This window comes from Gardnerella sp. KA00771, assembly GCF_049244045.1.
GTDB lineage: Bacteria > Actinomycetota > Actinomycetes > Actinomycetales > Bifidobacteriaceae > Bifidobacterium > Bifidobacterium swidsinskii.
Genome location: NZ_CP058368.1, coordinates 648,279 through 667,679 on the forward strand (window position 1 = coordinate 648,279; position 19,401 = coordinate 667,679).

Genomic DNA, 19,401 nt, shown 5'->3' on the forward strand with positions numbered 1-19,401 from the left:
TCCGTTTCAGTATAGTGCCAACGTCTGACTTTTGTTCGTTTGGTTACTTCTTCGTGCATTTGTGTTGAAAAAATGTGTGATTATGTGCGTAAAAAATGAGCCATTTGTATAGATTATGTTATATTTAATGTTCATTTTATACTTTATAGTTAAGCGTTTCGCACAAAAATCTGCCAACGTTATTTGCAGTGTTAGACTGTACGTGTAACTTTTGTGTTTAATTTTCGGCGTTTTGTAATTACGTAACGTCGCAAAGTTTCACTATTATAAGTTGAATCGTGTTAGAACATGTATATAAGGAGAATCATGGCAAAAGGACCAGTGCTTGTCGTTGATTTTGGCGCTCAATATGCTCAGCTTATTGCTCGTCGAGTGCGCGAAGCAAATGTGTATTCAGAACTTGTTCCTCACTCTATGCCAGTTGACGAGATGCTTGCTAAGGATCCTCAAGCTATTATTCTTTCAGGCGGTCCTGCTTCTGTTTATGAACCAGGTGCTCCTGACATTGATCCAAAGATTTTTGAAGCAGGTGTACCGGTTCTTGGTATTTGCTATGGCTTCCAGGTAATGGCTCATGAGCTTGGTGGCGATGTCGATAAAGCTGCACTTGGTGAGTATGGCAAGACTGCTGCAACTATTGATGATTCTGAAGGTTTACTTTCCGGATCTCCATCTGCGCAGAATACTTGGATGAGTCACGGTGTTGCTGTTAAGCGTGCTCCAGAAGGTTTTACGGTCTTGGCTCACACAGAAGGTGCTCCAGTTGCAGCAATGCAAGACGAAAGTCGCAAACTTTACGGTGTGCAATGGCATCCAGAAGTTAAACACACTCCATTGGGTCAGGAACTTATATCTACATTCTTACATAAGTGTGCAGGACTGAATAATAATTGGAATCCTTCTAACATTATTGAGGATCAAGTTGCTAAGATTCGCGCAGAAGTTGGGAATGCACAAGTTATTTGTGGTCTTTCTGGTGGCGTAGATTCTGCTGTTGCTGCAGCATTGGTGCATAAAGCAATTGGCAATCAGCTTACTTGCGTTTTTGTTGACCACGGTTTGCTTCGTAAAGGCGAAGTTGAGCAGGTTAAGCATGATTTTGTTGAAGCAACAGGCATTAAACTTATTGCAGTTGATGCAGAAGATGACTTTTTGAACGCACTTAAAGGCGTGAGTGAGCCGGAGCGCAAGCGCAAGATTATTGGCGAAAAGTTTATACGCACTTTTGAAAAAGCTCAGCGTCAAGTTATTGAAGAAGCTGGTAAAACTGGAGCTGAAGTTAAGTTCCTTGTGCAAGGCACACTTTACCCGGATGTAGTTGAGTCCGGTGGTGGTGATGGTGCTGCAAATATCAAATCTCATCACAATGTTGGAGGTTTGCCAAAAGATTTGAAGTTTAAGCTTATTGAACCTTTGCGTACTTTGTTTAAGGATGAAGTTCGTGCTATTGGAACTGAGCTTGGACTTCCAGATGAAATTGTTTGGCGTCAGCCATTCCCGGGTCCTGGTTTAGGTATTCGTATTGTGGGTGAGATTACACGCGAACGCTTAGCTGTTCTTCGTGAAGCAGATGCTATTGCGCGCGAAGAGCTCTCTAAAGCTGGATTGGATCGCGACATTTGGCAATGCCCAGTCGTTTTGCTTGCTGATGTTCATTCTGTTGGTGTTCAAGGTGATGAGCGCACATATGGTTCTCCAATTGTTTTGCGTCCTGTGAGCTCTGAGGATGCCATGACAGCTGATTGGTCTCGTGTGCCTTACGATGTATTGGCAAATATTTCTACTCGAATCACGAATGAATGCCGTCAAATTAATCGTGTAGTGCTTGATGTAACGTCTAAGCCGCCTGCCACGATTGAGTGGGAGTGACAGTTTTTGATGAGAATTATTGACCGAAATATAAACATATGTTTATGCGGTAAAACATATGTTTATTTTCATTAAAAACTGTAATAATTACTGATTTTATAAAGCACTTCGTGAAAATGGAGTGCTTTTTTCTGTATATTGGTGTGTCGAATTTTCTAAAAACAGGTAAAAATTTCGAATTTTATTGATATTTAATAAATATTTTAGTTATAAATAGTGTTATTTTAATTGTTTATAATGTTTAAACGATATAATGAATTTGACATGAAACAACAGTATGAGCTGTAACAGTAGTTGTTGGCTGGGTATAAAAACTACTGCTCGTAGTAGCTCTTACTACTTTGCTTCATTGCGGAACCGTGAATTTTGTATGTGTAGTTTTACTGTGCTACGAAACTAATCGTGTATTTCGAATAGTTTCGCCTACGGTATCGTTTGCGAAGTTTGTAAGATATTTTTGCCGCCAATAATTGCGTAAGCCGCTCAAACTATATCGATTAATATGGTAAGGAGAGTTACGTGGACGGAATTCTGTCAGTACTGCTCGATATTTTCAGACAGCCATCTGTTATAGTTGCGCTTATTTCTTTTATTGGGCTTGCAGTGCAAAGAAAGAAATTCTCGGATATTTTGCAAGGATCAATCCGTACTCTTGTTGGTTTTCTTGTTTTAGCAGCTGGTTCTGGAGTTATTACTGAAGCGTTGAACCCCTTTGGCAAAATGTTTCAATACGCATTTCATGTGCAAGGCGTAGTGCCGAATAATGAAGCAATTATTGGAACTGTTTTATTGAAGTATGGCTCTGAATCTGCGCTTATTTTCTTCTTTGGAATGATTGTTAATATTATTCTTTCTATTACTTCTCGTTTTAAATTTATCTATTTAACGGGTCACGTAGCTTTCTATATGGCAAGTATGCTTGCAGTTATATTTAATGTTGCAGGATTTAGCATGTGGGAAGTTCTTTTATGGGGTTCAATTGCTCAAGGATTGTTTACGACAATTTCTCCAGCACTGGTGCAGCCGTTTATGAAGAAAGCTTCAGGCAAAGATGATGTTGCTTTAGGACATCCTGCTGGTACTGGTGTTGCTTTGGGTGCGTTAATTGCAAAGCTTACTGCTTCAAAAAAGCGTCCTTCTAAGTCAACTGAGGATATTAAATTCCCAGCAACATTGGGATTCTTGCGTGATACAACAGTTCTTATCACACTTTCTATGGCTGTTATTTATATAGTAGTGGCACTTTTTGCTGGATCTTCGTATGTCGAAACACATTTATCTAATGGTCAAAACTTCATTGTTTTCGTTATGTTGAAGGCTGCAACTTTTGCTGCAGGTGTTTATATTATTCTTGCAGGCGTGCAGATTGTTCTTGACGAAATTGTTCCAGCTTTTAAGGGAATATCGGAAAAGCTTGTTAAAAATGCTCGTCCTGCTTTAGATGCACCAATGACTTTTGGCTTTGCTCCTAATGCTGTTCTTATTGGTTTCTTAGCTAGTTTCTTTGGTGGTTTGCTTGGAATGACGCTTATGGCGATTTTGGGAACGACAATTATTATTCCTGGAATTGTTGCGCATTTCATGGCTGGTGGTGCTGCAGGAGTATTCGGTAATGGTCAAGGTGGAATACGTGGTTGCTTGACTGCATCATTTATTAATGGTCTTTTTATTACTTTCCTTCCGTTGTTCCTTTTGCCAGTGCTTGGCGATTTGGGAAGCGCAAATTCTACATATTCTGATGCGGATTATGGCGTATTTGGTGTAATACTTGGTTACGCAAATATTGTCGGTGGTCGTACTGTTTTAATTTCTGTAATACTTATTGCACTAATATTGTTCTATTCTGTTTCGATATTGATGAATAAACGCGATTCTAATAATTTTGAAAAGGTTGAAGAAATAAAATAAGTAAAGAAAATAAAAATACAATTAAATAATTGTATATACATATAAAAATTAAAAATTTTTTTACTCATTTTCTTATTTATTTGTACATTTTATTGTATGACTGGTAGGATAACAGAGTTATTAGTTTTGCATGAGCCGTTGTTACTATGCTGTGTTTTACACAAACTAGTATCAACGGCTTTTTCATATTAGCGTTTAGCTAGGGGAGAGTGATAATGGTCGAAGGTGTGCCTAAATACATTGCTGTGCGAGATAATCTACGCGCTCGCATTGATTCTATGGAAGCGAACGAACAATTACCTCCTGAAATTGAATTGTGCAAACAATACAATGTGAGCCGTATTACTTTGAGGCATGCAGTCGATAACCTTATTACTGAAGGATTACTTGTTCGTGAGCAGGGTAGAGGAATATTTCGAGCTTCTTCAATTATTCCTAGTTATAGTCAAGAAGTAATTTCTGATCGTGCGCAAGGATTTTACGAGCAGACTTATTCTAATGATGCAAAAATTAGAATAAAAGTTATTGAAAACGATGTTATTCATGATGAAGATGCTGCTGCTCGTTTAGGCCTTGATCCAGTAGATGAATTGATATGTTTGAAACGCTTGCGTTATGTTGACGATGTTCTATCGCGTTATAGTGTGCTCTATTTGCCTGCTTCTCGTTTTCCTAAAATTTTGACGCATGATTTTTCAGATGAGTCGTTATCTGATTTTTTGCTTAAAGCGTACGCTGTTCAACTTGTAGAAAATGAAGTGTCTGTGCATATAGAAAATCTATGTGACAGGCTTGCAGCAGTACTTAACCTTGAAGTTGGAACTCCTGCAATTACAGCTTATTCTACTGTAAAAGATAAGTTTGGTACGATTATTGCTTTTGGTGCATCTGTTTATGCGCCAAATTCTGGTGAGATTCGTTTCCACCTGCATTCAAATGCTGCTTAATTAAACTTTAGGGCTAACTAAGAATGTCTTAGCTAGCCCATTTTTGTGTTAAAAAACAATAAAACCTTGCTGGTTTTCCAGCAAGGTTTTTTCGTGTCCGGAGCGGGAGTTGAACCCGCACGCCTGTAACAAATAGGCACTAGCACCTCAAGCTAGCGCGTCTACCATTCCGCCACCCGGACAGGTGTTTTAGACAACAGATAAGACTATAACATCTTTTTTTCTTCTTCGCTTCGGCGTGTTGAAAAAATTACGAATTTTCAAAATATTTATATATGAAAATAGTAATAATAGTTTTAAATTATGCTATTTTCAGTATAAAAATCTCCTTTACTATCTTGTTTAAAATCAATAATATTCACTGACTTTTTTGCCAAGTTTCCATCAAAGTCAATGAACGAGTGTTGTGGCAATGAAGAAATATCATGTTTTGGATAGTCTCTTCTAAAGAAAGCACCTCTAGATTCATGTCTAGCAAGTGAAGATTGCAATGCTGCTTTTGCAAGTAGTGACATGTTCTTTATTTCCCATATTGCAGTAATTTCTTGGTTAAAAACTAAATTATTGCTATGGATGTGTAATGACTGAATTTTAGGATCTATAAATTCTTGTATTTCATTAAGTGCTTCCTTAATTGATTGCTCGTCACATGATATTGCAACAGCGTTTTCCATGATTTTTCCTAAATCTGCAAATAATTTATAAGGATTATATTCTTCTTCTATTTGTGAGAATTCGTCGTTATAGCTGTTGTCTGTAAAATCTGTAGCTTGATTCGCACTTGTTTTCATAAGCTGATTAAGCTCATTATTTCTTTGTTTATATAAGACTTGTAGCGCAGTATTATTTGAGAAAGTTTTATTGGTTTCGTTGGTTTCGTTGGTTTTGTTACTGTTAGTTTCGTCATCCTTGTTTAAGTTTTTCAATTCTTTTGCTATTGTTGCTCCCGCGCGATTTCCAAAAAGGCATGCGTCAAGCAAGGAGTTTCCTCCTAATCGATTAGCTCCGTGCACTCCTACGCATGAGCATTCTCCGGCAGCGTATAAACCATAAACAATAGTTTGGTTGTTATTTTGCCATCTATATACTTTTCCATCCAAAGTTATCGGTATTCCGCCCATTGTGTAGTGAGCTGTAGGACGAATTGGGACTAAATCGCAAGTTGGGTCAAGATGAGCATATTTTTCAATAGTTTCTGTGACTTGTGGCAAGTATTCTAACATATTTTCCCGGCTGATATGTGTCATATCTAGCCAAACGCAATCATTATGTGAATTGCTTTGTTGCGTAGTTGTTGAATCGTTTACACCTCTGCCTTCGCGAATTTCTTGGGCAATTGCACGAGAAACAACATCTCTTGGAGCTAAATCTGCATGTACTTCATCGTATTTTTTCATAAAAGCTTCGCCATTTGAGTTCCTAAGCACGCCGCCTTCAGCTCTTGCTGCTTCTGAAAGCAGAATACCAGTATGAGCTAGTCCAGTAGGGTGGAATTGAATGAACTCGCAGTCTTCAAGTTGTAATCCTGCTTTTAAAGCTAAAGCCATGCCATCGCCTGTTAAATCCCACGAATTAGATGTTGTTGCAAATAATCTTCCCGATCCGCCTGTAGCTAAAAGTAGGAATCTAGACTTTATTGCTCGCAAGTTTCCTGCAGATAAATCAAATGCAACAATTCCTTCAACGCTCATAGTTTGATCGTTTATAGCAACATCTGTTACGTAACAATCTTCAGCAAATACAATATTCTCGGAAACACATTGTTGCCATAAGCTATGTAAAATTTGGTGACCAATACGATCTGCAGCAAAAGCTGCACGTTCAATTGGATTCTTTCCAAAATTAGCAGTATGTCCACCAAAACGGCGTTGGTTAATATATCCATTTTGTGTTCGAGAAAATGCTACGCCATCATGTTCAAGCTGAATAACTGTTTTTGGTGCTTCTTTTGCAAGTAGCTTTGCTGCATCTTGATCGCTTAGCCAATCTCCGCCATGAACTGTGTCATAATAATGCCATTGCCATTTGTCGTGCTCTACATTCCCAAGGCTTGCTGCTATACCTCCTTCAGCAGAACCCGTGTGTGAACGCAATGCTGGCACTTTAGAAATCACTAAAATTGATGGTGTTTTTCCTTCTTTTTTCATGCATGCGTATTCTTCGGATTTAATTAATCCTAGTGCTGCAGATAATCCTGCAGCTCCAGCGCCAACAATAATAACATCGTAGTATTCGCTTGATTGCATACTTTTATTTTCTCACATATCTTGTATTGAGCGCGTTATTTTACGCTACTTTTTGCTGTGATAATGTTAAATTTTCTTTATTTTGTACAATAATTCCTTCCAATTCTAGCAATGCAATTTTTCCAGAAATTTCAGCAATAGATGGTATGTAATCTAATTGTTTTTCTTTGTAAGAAGTTTTTATTATTTCGTATATTCTGTCAACATTTGCAAGTTCGCGTTCGCGTTTGCACGTTGTAATTGCGTCGATAATTAGTTTTTGTGTATTGTCATAATTTTTATAGTCTATACTTAATTTTTCTGGTTTAGGTTGAGAATAAGCAAAGTAGTGATGAGATTGAGGAAACAGAATATCTATATCTTGAGTTGAACACAATATTATAGCTTGTGAATCGTGTATTAGCTTATTGCATCCCGCATTATTAGGCTGATTGATATCTCCTGGTATAGCGTATAGTTCGCGATTTAAATTCGTTGCCCATGTTGCAGTATTTAGTGCTCCGGATTGTAATCTTGCTTGAGCAACTATAATTTTTGATGCTAGAGCTGCAATAATTCTATTTCGCAATAAAAATCTGTGGCCTACTGGTGTTGTATCTGGGCATAGTTCGCTAATACACACTCCGCCTTTTGCAATAATTTGTTCAAAAAGCTGATAATTGCATCTGGGGCCCATATGATTTAATCCTCCTGCAAATACAGCAATGGTTTTTCCTGTAGGCTTATTTTCATCTATATCTTGTGCATCTAATGCGCCCCAATGTGCTGCTGCATCAATTCCGTACGCTCCACCAGAAATAACAGTATGACCTTTCGAAGCGCAATCATAAGCAAATTGATATGCGAGTTCTCTTCCGTAGTCTGTGCAAGAGCGTGAACCAACAATAGCAAGTGGATTATGACATTGTGTTAATGTTTGTGGATTCCCTACGCCCCACAAGCATAAAGGTGGTGAGAAATGACTCTGAAAAGCCAAATCTTGTAATTGTTTCGGCCAATATTTGCTGTGTGGTGCAATAATCCATTGCTTTCCGCCACAAGTGAACCATTGACATAGTGATTCATTATTCCATGTCGGCAAATGCAATAATCGAACGCACCATTTTGAAATAGAATTGTGTAGCACTTCTAAAGATTTAGGCGCATTATTGTTGTGATAACCCCACGCTGTTAAGCCCTTCTTGAAATAATTTTCTAAGAGAGCAAGCTCTTTATGTTTTTTTATGAAACTTAACATTGTAGATACTAATTCTTGATTTTTGTTACGTTTTCTTGAGCTAAAAGTTTTAGAATTGGCATCGTTTTCTTGATCTGCTACTTCACTAATAATTGGAAGTTGCATTTGTTGAGCTGAGTCTGTTGATTGTTGTTTCGTATAATTTTTCACAATTGTTTTTAATAGTGAAACAATTTCTTTAGCGCTTTTAGATCCCAATAGTAGTGTGTACATAATTGCATCCACTCCTTCAAGGCAGAATGTAAGTATTGCACGAGATATTGTTTCTTCGTCTGGTGAAGAAAAATCGCTAGATGCACTAATGGTTTCTTTAGTGTTATCCGTGTTGTTTATGCTCTTAGTGTTCATATTCGTGTCCTTAAACTGATAGCTTGTGCCATGTCTGTCATGTCTGGTGAAGTGTGTCCAGAAAGATCAGCAAGTGTCCACGCGAGTCGCAATGCTCTATCTGCTCCGCGCAAACTCAATTGATGCTTTTCTAATGCACGGTTAATAAGTCCTACAGCTTGCTGTGAAGTGTATTTTCTAAGCCACGTTCCAGATGCTTGTGCGTTGCAATCCCAACCTTGTTTTATAAAACGATCGCGAGCAATTTTACGAGCTTCTATTACGTTACCTCGCATTGTTTTGCTATTCAGATACGTGTTTTTAACTGAGTTTTGTGCATTGTCTTGATGATGGTTTGAAATAATAATTCGTTCTACTGGAGGTACATCCATTTGAATATCAATACGGTCAAGAATTGGACCTGAAAGGCGTGAAAAATATCGTGCTCTTTCGCGCTCTTTGCAAGTGCATCTTTCTCCATTTCCGTATGCGTAGCCGCAAGGACAAGGATTTGCAGCAATAACAAGCTGGAATTTAGCTGGATAAAGAGTTGTACCTTTTGAACGAGAAATAGCAATATGCCCTGATTCCAATGGTTCTCTTAGGGTTTGCAATACTCTAGGAGAAAACTCTGGAGCCTCATCCATAAACAGCACTCCGCAATGTGCTCTAGTAATAATCCCAGGTTTTGCAACTCCTGTTCCTCCTCCAATAAGAGAAGCTGCTGAAGCAGTATGATGAGGTGCTTCAAATGGTGGAATATTGCTAATTCCGTAGTAGGGAAGTGTGCCACAAAGTGAACGAATTGAAGCAACCTCAAGCTGTTCTTGTTCGTTAAGTGGACACATAATGCTTGGTATTCGTGAAGCTAGCATGGTTTTTCCAGATCCTGGAGGTCCAATCATCATCACGTGATGTCCTCCAGCTGCAGCAACTTGTAGAGCCCATTTTGTATGTTCTTGCCCTATTACTTCAGACATATCTCCAATTTCATATTTTGGTTCAATTTGTAGTGGGGAAGTGCTTTCTTCGTGAATTGACGGATTATAATCTTCTTCTCCATTGTTATAATTTCCATTTCGCTCAAGAACTTGCATATGTTTATACGCAGGGTCTTCTTCAATAAGCTTTAGTGATTCCTCGCTCAAACTGCCATGCAATTGCGTCACTAAATCTAAAATATGGTGTATTCCAATAGATTCAATTCCATCTACAAGTTGTGCTTCGGCAAGATTTTCTTGTGGAATAATCATTCGTTTAAAATGCATCTTTTTTGCGTAAAGTGCAATAGGAAGAATGCCTTGAATAGGTAATACTGTCCCGTCAAGATTTAGTTCTCCTAGAATAACTGTATTTTCTAATTCTGTAAGTGGAATATACTTTTCTGCGCTTAGTATGCTTGCTGCGATAGCTAAATCGTATGATGCTCCGCTTTTTGGCATTGAAGCAGGTGATAAGTTTACTGTTATCCTTCCTTCAGGCCATTTGCAATGCAACGCAAAATGAGCTGATTTAACGCGCTCTCTTGCTTCGCTTAATGAAGTGTCAGGTAAGCCGATAATAGAAAAGTTTGGCATATTTCCAGATATAAAAGCTTGCAGCTGAATAGTAAAAGCTTTAAGACCAATAAGTCCTATTGATGTTGCGTTTCCAATATGCATTAGAATGCTCCTTGAACATGCTTGAATTGGATTGATGAATTATCTTCAATTTCTTCCAAGGATTGCAATTCATATGCAGAATCTGGATAAGTGTATTTGTTAATAACGAGAATTGATACAGCATCAAATCGAATACGGTAATGAGGTATGTCGCTTCCGCATTCTTCCAGCCATTTCATACCAGTTGTACGTAATTTGCTACATTTTTCTTGAGTAATTGCTTCAAGTGGAGTGCCACAACGTACGCTTCTTCGAGTTTTTACTTCTACGAATACCAATTTTTGTTCTGGAGTAATCATTACCAAATCTAGCTCTCCATTGCGGCAATGCCAGTTTCTGTCAATAACGTGCCACCCTTTTTGCATAAGTCGCAAAGCGGCGTATGTTTCTCCCAGTTTTCCCAACTCTTTACTTTCAAGAGAATCATCTTGAAGCTCGTTGGACACTTGTTCAAGTTTTTCTTGCAAAAATACTTGAGCAGTTTCAGCGTCGTCAATCTCGTCAAGCGAGATAATTTCATCGTCAATAATGTGTTTTTGTGTAATCATGCTGCTATTTTCTGTGCTTATTGAGCAGTAATCCAGATTTTTTAAGCATTGTGGATAAAAGCTGCATACGGCGTGTTGTATTAGAAATTCAGTATATTTTCCGTATTTTTCTAAAACAAATTTCGCTATTTTTTGCAAACTGTTAATTCGTTATAGCTAATTTTGATAACCGCAGGTATGTACGAATGAACCATAGTGGCATATTGTCGTTATCACTTAAATAAATATGTAAACAGAAAACGGAAAAGTAAGCGGATGCGCAAAGTAAGCTGAAGCAAACTAATCTACTGTTTAAAAAGTCGCAAAACTGGAGGGGTATTATGAGCGATATTGAAGAAACGCAAGGAAAGTATCATTTTGAGACCTTGCAATTGCATGTAGGTCAAGAGCAGGCGGATCCGGCAACTGATTCTCGTGCAGTTCCTATTTATCAAACAACAAGCTACGTATTCCATGATTTTGACCATGCTGCAGCTCGTTTTGATTTGCGTGACGCTGGAAACATTTATGGTCGTTTAACGAATTCTACTCAAGATGTTTTTGAGCGCAGAATTGCAGCTCTTGAAAGTGGTACTGCAGCTTTGGCTGTTGCTTCTGGCGCGGCCGCTGTCGACTATGCTATTCGTAACATTACGCAGCAGGGCGATCACATCGTGTCTTCAAAGAATGTGTATGGTGGAACTTATAACCTGCTTCGTCACACTCTTCCTCGAGATGGTGTAACAACTACTTTTGTCGATCCTAAGAATCCTCAAAACTTCGAGGATGCTATTCAACCAAATACAAAGCTTGTATACTTTGAAACTTTCGGTAATCCTAACGCAGATTTGCCTGATTTTGAGACTATTTCCGAGATTGCTCATCGCCACAATCTTCCTGTTTTTGTTGACAATACTTTCGCAACTCCATATCTTTTCCGTCCGCTTGAGCATGGTGCAGATATTGTAGTCGAATCTGCTACGAAATTTATTGGCGGTCATGGTACAACTCTTGGTGGCATTATTGTTGAAGGCGGCAATTTTGATTGGTCTAAAGTCCCTGGAAAATTCCCAACTCTTACAGAAGCTGACCCAAGTTACCACGGTTTGAACTTCTATGAAGCTTTAGGACCTGTGGCTTTTGTGACGCGTATTCGTGCGATTATTTTGCGCGATACTGGTGCTTGCATTAGCCCATTTGCAGCATTCTTGCTTTTGCAAGGCACGGAAACCTTGAGCTTGCGTGTTGAGCGTCACGTTGAGAATGCGTTGAAGGTTGTTCAATATTTGCAAACTGTGCCAGAGGTTGAATCTGTAAGTCATCCTTCTATTGAAGGTCGTTCTGATCACGAGCTTTATAAGCGTTACTTCCCGAATGGTGGAGGCTCTATTTTTACGTTTGATATTAAAGGTGGAAGGGATGCAGCTCGCGTATTTATTGACAATTTACAGCTTTTCTCATTGCTTGCAAATGTTGCGGACGTAAAATCATTGGTTATTCATCCTGCATCTACTACGCACTCTCAGGAAACTCCTGAAGAATTGGAAGATCAGGGCATTTATGAGGGAACTATTCGCTTGTCTATTGGAACTGAGCATATTGACGATATTCTTGCCGATTTGCAGCGCGGGTTTGATGCAGTTCGTAAAGCAGGACTTGCTTAAATAGAAAAGAGAAAGCAAAGCAAAAATTATTAATTAAAAATATTCCTGAAGATCCATTACCGTTTTATTCGGAGCGCATATTGTATTTGTATGCGCTCCGATTTTTTATACATTCTGTAAATTTGTGCATCATACTTTAGGATGAGACGCTAATTTTTTCTCAATAATTTCCGCCTTACGCACGATGGTAATCAGCTGTATTTTTCCGTAAATTTAAGTATTAGCAGTAGATAACTATGCGATTACTACTTTTTAAGAAAAGGAGCAGTTATGAACAGTCCGTACGAAACAAGCTCATACGAGCAAGAAAATGCTTTAGATTTTAGAGCAGATTTTAACCAAAACTTGATTGGTGAAACAGCAGTTGCAGCTTTGCATGTTGTTAAAGATTTTGGCAAGGGTGCAGGCATTGTTCACGCTTTGCGAGATGTAAGCGTAAGTTTTGAACGCGGCAAGTTTACGGCGATTATGGGTCCTTCTGGCTCAGGTAAGTCAACTTTAATGCATTCCTTGGCTGGTCTTGACAGCGTTAATTCTGGAAAAGTTTTGGTTGATGGCTTAGATATTACAGGCATGAGCGATAAGCAGCTTACGCTTATGCGACGCGAAATGGTCGGATTTATTTTCCAAAGTTTTAATCTTCTTCCAATGTTTAGCGCTGAGCAAAATATTCTCATGCCTCTTACTTTGGCGGGCAAAAAGCCAGATAAGCAATGGTTTAATACTTTGGTTAATACTCTTGGCTTGCAAAATCGCTTAAAGCATAGGCCTGCTGAGCTTTCTGGTGGCCAGCGCCAACGTGTTGCAATCGCTCGAGCTTTAATCTCTAAGCCTTCCGTAGTTTTTGCGGACGAGCCTACCGGAAATCTTGACTCTGCTTCCAGCTCAGAAGTTTTGCATTTCTTGAAGAAGTCCGTAACGGAGCTTGGTCAAACTGTGATTATGGTTACTCACGACGCTGTTGCAGCCTCTTACGCGGATCGAGCAATCGTGTTTGCAGATGGCCAAATCGTTGAAGATGTGCAAAATCCTACTGCGGAAGGCATGAGCAAGATGCTTATGGAACGCAGCGAGGCTGGTATTAGTAATCAGTCTGCTCAATTGCAATAAAAGGTGGTGAAGTTAGAATGTGGAAAATCGCGCTAAAACTTATGCGTAAAAGCGTGCGCATGCTAATCGCCTCTGGAATTGCAATTCTTATAGGCAGCATGTTTATGAGCGCTACTTTGCTTTTTGTAAACAGTGTTGACGACTTGATGGTTCGAAACGCAACAAATGAATTCGGTAGCGCAAATTATGCAATCTCATTTAGGAATCCTAACAGTTCTCCGAGTAGTAAAATTCATTATAAAGACCTTCATTTAGACGAAATATCGAAGATGCCTGGTGTTAATGGCATTCGTAGTGATGATGCGACTGCTCTTGTAAGAGTGGAAAAAGGTGATAAATCAGTTACGAGTATTGCTTGGTCTAATGGTTTGTATGGAAATCTTCCTGTGTATAAATCAACAGAAGGTAGAGAACCGCAAAAAATAGGTGAAATAACTCTTATTAAAAGTATTGCTAAATCAATACATGCAAATATTGGCGATACTATAACTTTGGTTAAAGTAGATGACACTGGCGGAGATAAAGAAAAATCGTACGATGTTCGTGTGGTTGGTCTTGTAGACGATGGAGAGCATTCTCAAATACCATTTTCAAATCGCGGCACATATCTTGGTGGCGTAACGAATGATTTTTGTGCAAAACTCAACAATCTTAAGAATTTTGACAATGAAGTTGTGCAAAGCAAAGTATACATGAGTATTGATGAATCTAAAATAAACGATTTATCTCCTACGATTAACTCTTTGCTTCCTTCGAGATTCTCTCTTATGTCTAGGCATGAAGTTGGCGTAAGAGCTGTTCGAAGTGTGTCCAACGGCACTAATTTTGTAACCATGTTCTTGCTATCTTTTGGTATTCTAGCGTTGCTTATTTCTTCGCTTGTTATAGCAAACACATTCCAAGTTTTGGTTGCTCAACGCAGACGCACTCTTGCACTTTTGCGCGTAATTGGTGCACAATCGCACCAGCTTTATGCAGCAGTTTTGCTTGAAGCTGCAATACTTGGAGTTATTTCTGCGGCTGTTGGCGTGCTTTGTGCAATCGGATTTATGGGCGCAATTAGTAACGTGAATATTAATTCTGGACCGTTATCTAAGATTCCTTTGATTGTCTCGCTTCCAGCGGTTGTGTGGCCAATAGCAATTGGCACGATTGTAACAGTTCTTGCATCTATGAGTGCTGCTCGATCTGCTACAAAAGTAACGCCTATGGAAGCGCTACGACCAATGGATTTGATTAAAGATAAGCGTGCAAGCATTATTCGCGCTGTTTTTGGCGTTGTGTTTATTGTTGTAGGTATTTTAGCTGCGGCTTTAAGTGCTACTTCTTTAGCAAGCATGATTGCGAGGAAGTCTCCTACTGCTGGTTCTGACTCTTGGATGACTTTGCTTGGAGCAATGTTTGGTTGTGCGCTTGTTTTTATTGGCATTATTATTACAGCAACATTCTGGATGCCGTTTGCTATGAAGGCCACTGGAGCAATCATGGCGCTTTGTGGGCCTGCATCTAAGGTTGCTAACGCAAACGTGCAAAGGAATCCTAGAAGAGTTGCAGCAACTGGAACGGCTTTGCTTATTGGCGTAACGCTTGTTTCAACAGTAGTAACGGGCGCAATGTGCGGTAAAGCAACTCTTAAAGGTGTTGTTGATGATCGTTACAGTGTTGACATTATTATTCAAGGCAAGAATGTTGATGAATCTCTAGCTGCTGATATTTCAAAGATTAGTGGAATAAAGCATACTGAGTTGCTTCCTGCAGTTCCTATGACTTTTAAGAATGCTAAGGGTAAAACTGAGTACGCTATGGCAGCTGGAGTTGATAATACAGATCAACTTAAAAATGTAATGCACACTGACCTTGATGGCGTTAACATAAACAAAGATTCTATACTTTTGCCTAAGTTTAATAATGAAGGTGGAGAACCTTTTGAGCTTAAAAAAGGAAACCTTAGTCTGCAAGCTTATGTAGAAAAGTACGATTCTAGTGAAGATAGTGTAGATAGTATTACGCCATTTACTGGCATGAACACAGACTCTAGTAATAACGATAAGAGCATTACTGTAAAGCAAGTTCAGTTTAAGAAGTATAGAAATGTTAATATATATTCAAGGAATACTGCTTTTGTTAGCAAATCTTACTTCAATAACTACCTTAAGCCTACAACGCATATTTTGCTTATTTCGGTAGACTCTAGCAAAGCTAATCTTGTAGATATTGTTAAGAATATTAGAAATATTACATCTAGCTATGCGGAGGTTATGGCTGGTGGAAGCGTGTTCCAACGAGCGCAGTGGGAGAGTGCTATCGACATAATGATGATGTTGCTTGTTGGCTTAATAGCAGTAGCTGTTGTGATTGCTTTAATAGGCGTTGCAAACACATTAAGCTTGTCTGTTATTGAGCGAACCAAAGAATCTGCAACTTTGCGCGCAATCGGCATGACAAGAGGACAGGTTAGAAGATCTCTTGCGTTGGAAGCAACGTTGATTTCCCTAACAAGCACTGTTTCTGGCTTGATTGTTGGAACAGCGTTTGGGTGGATTGGATCCTACATGGTGTTTAGCGCAATTGGCAAAGTTCCGTTTGTAATTGATTGGACTATTTACGCGGTTCTTGCTCTAATCGCTTTACTTGCAGCTCTTCTTTCTAGCGTGCTTCCAGCTCGTAGAGCAGTGAAGTCTTCGCCAGTAGTTGCGCTCGCGGAGGACTAAATTTCACAAAAACTATATGTGAAAGATAGTCTGTAGAAGTTAAGTTGCAGAAAATAAAGATAATGCCGGTGTGTAAATTTTACGTGCCGGCATTATCTTTTTCTTAGGCTTTTTCGACACTCTGAAAAAATTTGTAATATTGTTATTATTTTTTTATTAAAACGTGCGTATAATTATGCGACTAGCATAATATTATGTAAAAAAAGAGCATTTTTTATTAGTAATATTCAAAAATAATACGATTATTATTCATCATGACAAGTTTTATCGGAAATATTCCGAATAAATGGCATTGAAAATGTATTTATTTCTTTGTTATGCTCAAAATGACTGCTGACATAAGTTAGACATGAAGGCCGCTACGAGCAAGGAGTAACAAATATGGTAACGGTCAAGAAAAAATCTGCCGCAGCAATCGCAGGATTTGTTTTGTTCCTGCAAGGTCCAATGCCAGCATGGGCGCAAGAAGCTGCTGAGGTTGTACAAAATACGCAAGCTCAAACAGAGGTGACTGCAAAAGCATCTACTGAAGAAGCAATTGAAAAAGCTGAAGAGCAGGTTCAGCAATTAGAAGCTCAAATTGAAGAGTATAAGAAAAAAGTTGCAGAATTTGACGATCTTTTAAATAAAATCTCTGAAACTGAAAAAAGATTTGAAAACGTTGAGAAAGATAAGGAAAAGGAACTTTTAGAAGCTGAAAATGCATTGAAAATGGATTCCGAAGCTGCAAAAGTAAAAATTGCAGAATTTGAAAAATCCAAAGAAGAAAAGGATAACGAACTTATTGGATTAAAAGCCGCATATGAACTTTTAAAAGAGCAATATGATAATGCAAAATTAGCTCTTGATGCTTTGCAAAGTGACGAAGAAGAAAAAAGTCAAACAAAAGAAAGAGCTGCAGCTAACATAAAACAATATGAATCACAGATTTCAAATCTTCACAAAGAAGTAGATAATCTTAAGGAATCTATTGCAAGCGATTCTGCTCAAATTAAAGAGTATGATACAAAAATCAGTGAATTAGAAACTGCGTTAGAAAAAGTTGATCAAAACGATGCCGGTAATATTTATTCTCTAGCGGACCAGTTTAGAAAAGTCTCTAATGATCAAGTTTCGCTTAGCAAAAAAGTTGAAGAAAATAAGAAACTTGTTGCTGATAAAGAAAGAGCTTTGAACGAATTAGAGACTCTTTTCACAACAGCAAAACAAGAATTTGAAAAAGCAGATGAAGAACTTAAAAAGATTAAAGATCAAATTGATGAGTCTAAGAAAAATGTAGCTAGTAAGCTTGAAGCTTCTAACAGTAAAGATTCTGAAGTAAAGAAAGCAGAGTCTGAAACAAAGCTTCTTAATTATATTATTGAGAACTATAAGTTAGTTGACGACAAAAAGAAACTAGATGAAAAAATTAAATCATTAAGAAATGGCTTTGAAGGCGCTAAAACATTTAAAAACAATCAGATTCAGCAGAAAACTGAGAAAAGTGATTTAAAGAAGAAAGCTGAGGATTCTTTAAAGGACGCAGAAAAGAATCTTGAGGAAGCTAGAGTTAAAGTTGCTGCCCTCAAAGCTCAATTGGAACAGGAAAAAGTTCAAAAGAATCAGCAAAGTGGTAGCAGCTCTGATGGTAATAATAATGCCAAAGAATCTGAAAAACAGACTAATCCTGTTGCTCCAGTACCTTCTGATTCTGAATCTAAAGAGCATGTTGCTCCAGTACCTGTACCTCCTGAAGCATCTGCTCCGAAAGTAACTGCTCCAGTTCCTACAGTGCCTGAATCTAAGATTCCAGCTCCGTCTATTAAAGCTCCAGCTATGCCACCTGCTTCTGTTGTTCCTGCTACCCCAGTAGTGCCAGCAGTTCAGGTTGAAGATAATTCAGCTCCTGCAACGCCTTCTGCACCTGTAGTTCCTGTAGCACCTGCAGAAAATCCTACTGTTGCAAATACTCAGAAGGCAGTAACTCCAGCTGCTGAATTGGTTAAAAGTGTTTCTTCCGCAGTTGCATCTCATGCTCCAGCTGCTGCTAGTACTTCAGCTGCTGTGGCTCCGTCGAACAATACTTCGCAAGCAGATAAGTCAACTGAATCTCAAGTTTCAGAAGAAAACTCGAAGAAGCCTGAAGATAATAATGGTGAAACTGAGGAAGTTGAAGAAAAGACTCCTGTTGAAAGCAATAAGCCACAAGCTCAAGCTAGTGCTACAGCCGAGAACAAGTCTTCTGGCAATATGCTTAGCACTATAATGCTGGGTGTTTTGGGTGTGCTAACCATTTCTGGAGCTGCTGCTGCCGGCGTTACTGTTATGCGTCACCGTCGCCTTCCGAGAGCATAAATTATAAAAAACTACTCGGTACGTTGATAATCTGAATTTGCGGCTATTTGTGTCTATGCATAAATAGCCGCATTTTTATATGCTTACGACTTAACTAAGCCATTTTCGTAAGCGAAAACTACAGCCTGCACGCGGTCTCGAGCACCGATTTTTCCTAAAATATGCGCAACATGAGTTTTAACTGTTGGTAAGCTAATAAATAGTTTGTCAGCAATTTCCTGATTTGAAAGTCCGTGAGCAATTTCAACAAGAACTTCGCGTTCTCTATCAGTAAGTTCTGTAATAGCTGAATTTGTGTACGCGCAACTTTGTGTTTCTTGCGCAGCCGGATTTGCTTGTACGTCGTAACTTACTTGTGCAGTGTAATTCGCAGCACTGTTTTCTGTAGTATTTGTTGCTACTTTGCCTTGCTGAATCATATTTTCAATCAAACGCTTCGTAGCAGTCGGAGCAATAATTGCGTTTCCTTGATACACTGTTCGTATTGAATTAAGCAAAGTTTCAGGTTCAGTATCTTTCAAAAGGAACCCGGAAGCACCAGCATGAATTGCAGCCATAACATATTCGTCTAAATCAAAAGTTGTTAGAATAATAATTTTAGTATTTTCGTTAGTTTTTTGCTGCAGAATTTTGCGAGTTGCTTCCAATCCGTCCATTACAGGCATGCGAACGTCCATAAGAATAATGTCTGGATTTTGGCTTTTAGAAAGCTCCACAATTTGTGATCCATTAGAAGCCTGAGATACAACGTGCATATCTTGCTGCGAATTTATTACCATCGCAAATCCTGCTCGCACAAGCTCCTGATCGTCTGCTATTGCAACGCGAATTACTTCATTGTTTTCCATATTTTCCATAGT

At 38.7% G+C, this 19,401-nt stretch carries 12 protein-coding genes and 1 tRNA gene; 7 read left to right on the forward strand and 6 right to left on the reverse strand.

The window, feature by feature from the left end; genetic code table 11:
- Window positions 1-306: 306 nt before the first annotated feature.
- From guaA to HXT57_RS02845, 3 genes are all read left to right on the forward strand, one after another.
- Window positions 307-1,869 carry a glutamine-hydrolyzing GMP synthase gene (gene guaA, locus HXT57_RS02835; protein ID WP_004111344.1) on the forward strand — a complete coding sequence of 521 codons (1,563 nt, stop codon included), beginning with the start codon at window positions 307-309 and terminating at the stop codon, window positions 1,867-1,869.
- 519 nt (window positions 1,870-2,388) lie between these two features.
- Window positions 2,389-3,777: a PTS ascorbate transporter subunit IIC gene (locus HXT57_RS02840; protein WP_102704494.1), complete on the forward strand. Its 1,389-nt coding sequence runs from the start codon at window positions 2,389-2,391 to the stop codon at window positions 3,775-3,777.
- 215 nt (window positions 3,778-3,992) lie between these two features.
- Window positions 3,993-4,724 carry a GntR family transcriptional regulator gene (locus HXT57_RS02845; protein WP_004111363.1) on the forward strand — a complete coding sequence of 244 codons (732 nt, stop codon included), beginning with the start codon at window positions 3,993-3,995 and terminating at the stop codon, window positions 4,722-4,724.
- Window positions 4,725-4,818: 94 nt separating this feature from the next.
- On the opposite strand, the gene HXT57_RS02850 is transcribed toward HXT57_RS02845, so the two are convergent.
- From HXT57_RS02850 to HXT57_RS02870, 5 genes are all read right to left on the reverse strand, one after another.
- A tRNA-Leu gene (locus tag HXT57_RS02850) sits at window positions 4,819-4,906 on the reverse strand.
- Window positions 4,907-5,020: 114 nt separating this feature from the next.
- Entirely contained in the window at window positions 5,021-6,970 is a 1,950-nt protein-coding gene (locus HXT57_RS02855; RefSeq protein WP_102704493.1) for an FAD-binding protein, read from the reverse strand.
- Window positions 6,971-7,010: 40 nt separating this feature from the next.
- On the reverse strand, window positions 7,011-8,555 hold the full coding sequence (dprA, locus tag HXT57_RS02860) for a DNA-processing protein DprA (protein WP_076002789.1): 1,545 nt from the start codon (window positions 8,553-8,555) through the stop codon (window positions 7,011-7,013).
- Entirely contained in the window at window positions 8,552-10,195 is a 1,644-nt protein-coding gene (locus tag HXT57_RS02865) for a YifB family Mg chelatase-like AAA ATPase (RefSeq protein WP_064621976.1), read from the reverse strand. Before HXT57_RS02865 ends, dprA begins: the two co-directional genes overlap by 4 nt.
- Window positions 10,195-10,743 (reverse strand): YraN family protein, encoded by a 549-nt coding sequence (locus tag HXT57_RS02870; RefSeq protein WP_116431760.1) that lies wholly within the window; start codon window positions 10,741-10,743, stop codon window positions 10,195-10,197. The genes HXT57_RS02865 and HXT57_RS02870 overlap by 1 nt, the downstream gene beginning before the upstream one ends.
- A 320-nt stretch (window positions 10,744-11,063) precedes the next feature.
- On the opposite strand from HXT57_RS02870, the gene HXT57_RS02875 reads away from it, so the two are divergent.
- From HXT57_RS02875 to HXT57_RS02890, 4 genes are all read left to right on the forward strand, one after another.
- The gene (locus HXT57_RS02875; RefSeq protein WP_421783695.1) at window positions 11,064-12,386 is read left to right on the forward strand and encodes an O-acetylhomoserine aminocarboxypropyltransferase/cysteine synthase family protein; all 1,323 of its coding nucleotides are present in this window, start codon (window positions 11,064-11,066) and stop codon (window positions 12,384-12,386) included.
- Window positions 12,387-12,656: 270 nt separating this feature from the next.
- Window positions 12,657-13,496 carry an ABC transporter ATP-binding protein gene (locus tag HXT57_RS02880; protein ID WP_082915503.1) on the forward strand — a complete coding sequence of 280 codons (840 nt, stop codon included), beginning with the start codon at window positions 12,657-12,659 and terminating at the stop codon, window positions 13,494-13,496.
- A 17-nt stretch (window positions 13,497-13,513) separates the two neighbouring features.
- Window positions 13,514-16,207: an ABC transporter permease gene (locus HXT57_RS02885; RefSeq protein ID WP_415697784.1), complete on the forward strand. Its 2,694-nt coding sequence runs from the start codon at window positions 13,514-13,516 to the stop codon at window positions 16,205-16,207.
- 381 nt (window positions 16,208-16,588) lie between these two features.
- Window positions 16,589-18,541: a chromosome partitioning protein ParA gene (locus HXT57_RS02890; RefSeq protein ID WP_421783698.1), complete on the forward strand. Its 1,953-nt coding sequence runs from the start codon at window positions 16,589-16,591 to the stop codon at window positions 18,539-18,541.
- 83 nt (window positions 18,542-18,624) lie between these two features.
- On the opposite strand, the gene HXT57_RS02895 is transcribed toward HXT57_RS02890, so the two are convergent.
- Window positions 18,625-19,398 carry a response regulator gene (locus HXT57_RS02895; protein WP_410310459.1) on the reverse strand — a complete coding sequence of 258 codons (774 nt, stop codon included), beginning with the start codon at window positions 19,396-19,398 and terminating at the stop codon, window positions 18,625-18,627.
- Between the last annotated feature and the right edge of the window lie 3 nt (window positions 19,399-19,401).

What these genes read in the sequence shown, in the direction of transcription:
- guaA (WP_004111344.1), top strand. Translation starts at nt 307, where the DNA reads ATGGCAAAAGGACCAGTGCTTGTCGTTGATTTTGGCGCTCAATATGCT.
- HXT57_RS02870 (WP_116431760.1), bottom strand. Translation starts at nt 10,743, where the DNA reads ATGATTACACAAAAACACATTATTGACGATGAAATTATCTCGCTTGAC.
- HXT57_RS02895 (WP_410310459.1), bottom strand. Translation starts at nt 19,398, where the DNA reads ATGGAAAATATGGAAAACAATGAAGTAATTCGCGTTGCAATAGCAGAC.
- HXT57_RS02890 (WP_421783698.1), top strand. Translation starts at nt 16,589, where the DNA reads ATGGTAACGGTCAAGAAAAAATCTGCCGCAGCAATCGCAGGATTTGTT.
- HXT57_RS02880 (WP_082915503.1), top strand. Translation starts at nt 12,657, where the DNA reads ATGAACAGTCCGTACGAAACAAGCTCATACGAGCAAGAAAATGCTTTA.
- HXT57_RS02855 (WP_102704493.1), bottom strand. Translation starts at nt 6,970, where the DNA reads ATGCAATCAAGCGAATACTACGATGTTATTATTGTTGGCGCTGGAGCT.
- HXT57_RS02865 (WP_064621976.1), bottom strand. Translation starts at nt 10,195, where the DNA reads ATGCATATTGGAAACGCAACATCAATAGGACTTATTGGTCTTAAAGCT.
- HXT57_RS02885 (WP_415697784.1), top strand. Translation starts at nt 13,514, where the DNA reads ATGTGGAAAATCGCGCTAAAACTTATGCGTAAAAGCGTGCGCATGCTA.
- HXT57_RS02875 (WP_421783695.1), top strand. Translation starts at nt 11,064, where the DNA reads ATGAGCGATATTGAAGAAACGCAAGGAAAGTATCATTTTGAGACCTTG.
- dprA (WP_076002789.1), bottom strand. Translation starts at nt 8,555, where the DNA reads ATGAACACTAAGAGCATAAACAACACGGATAACACTAAAGAAACCATT.
- HXT57_RS02845 (WP_004111363.1), top strand. Translation starts at nt 3,993, where the DNA reads ATGGTCGAAGGTGTGCCTAAATACATTGCTGTGCGAGATAATCTACGC.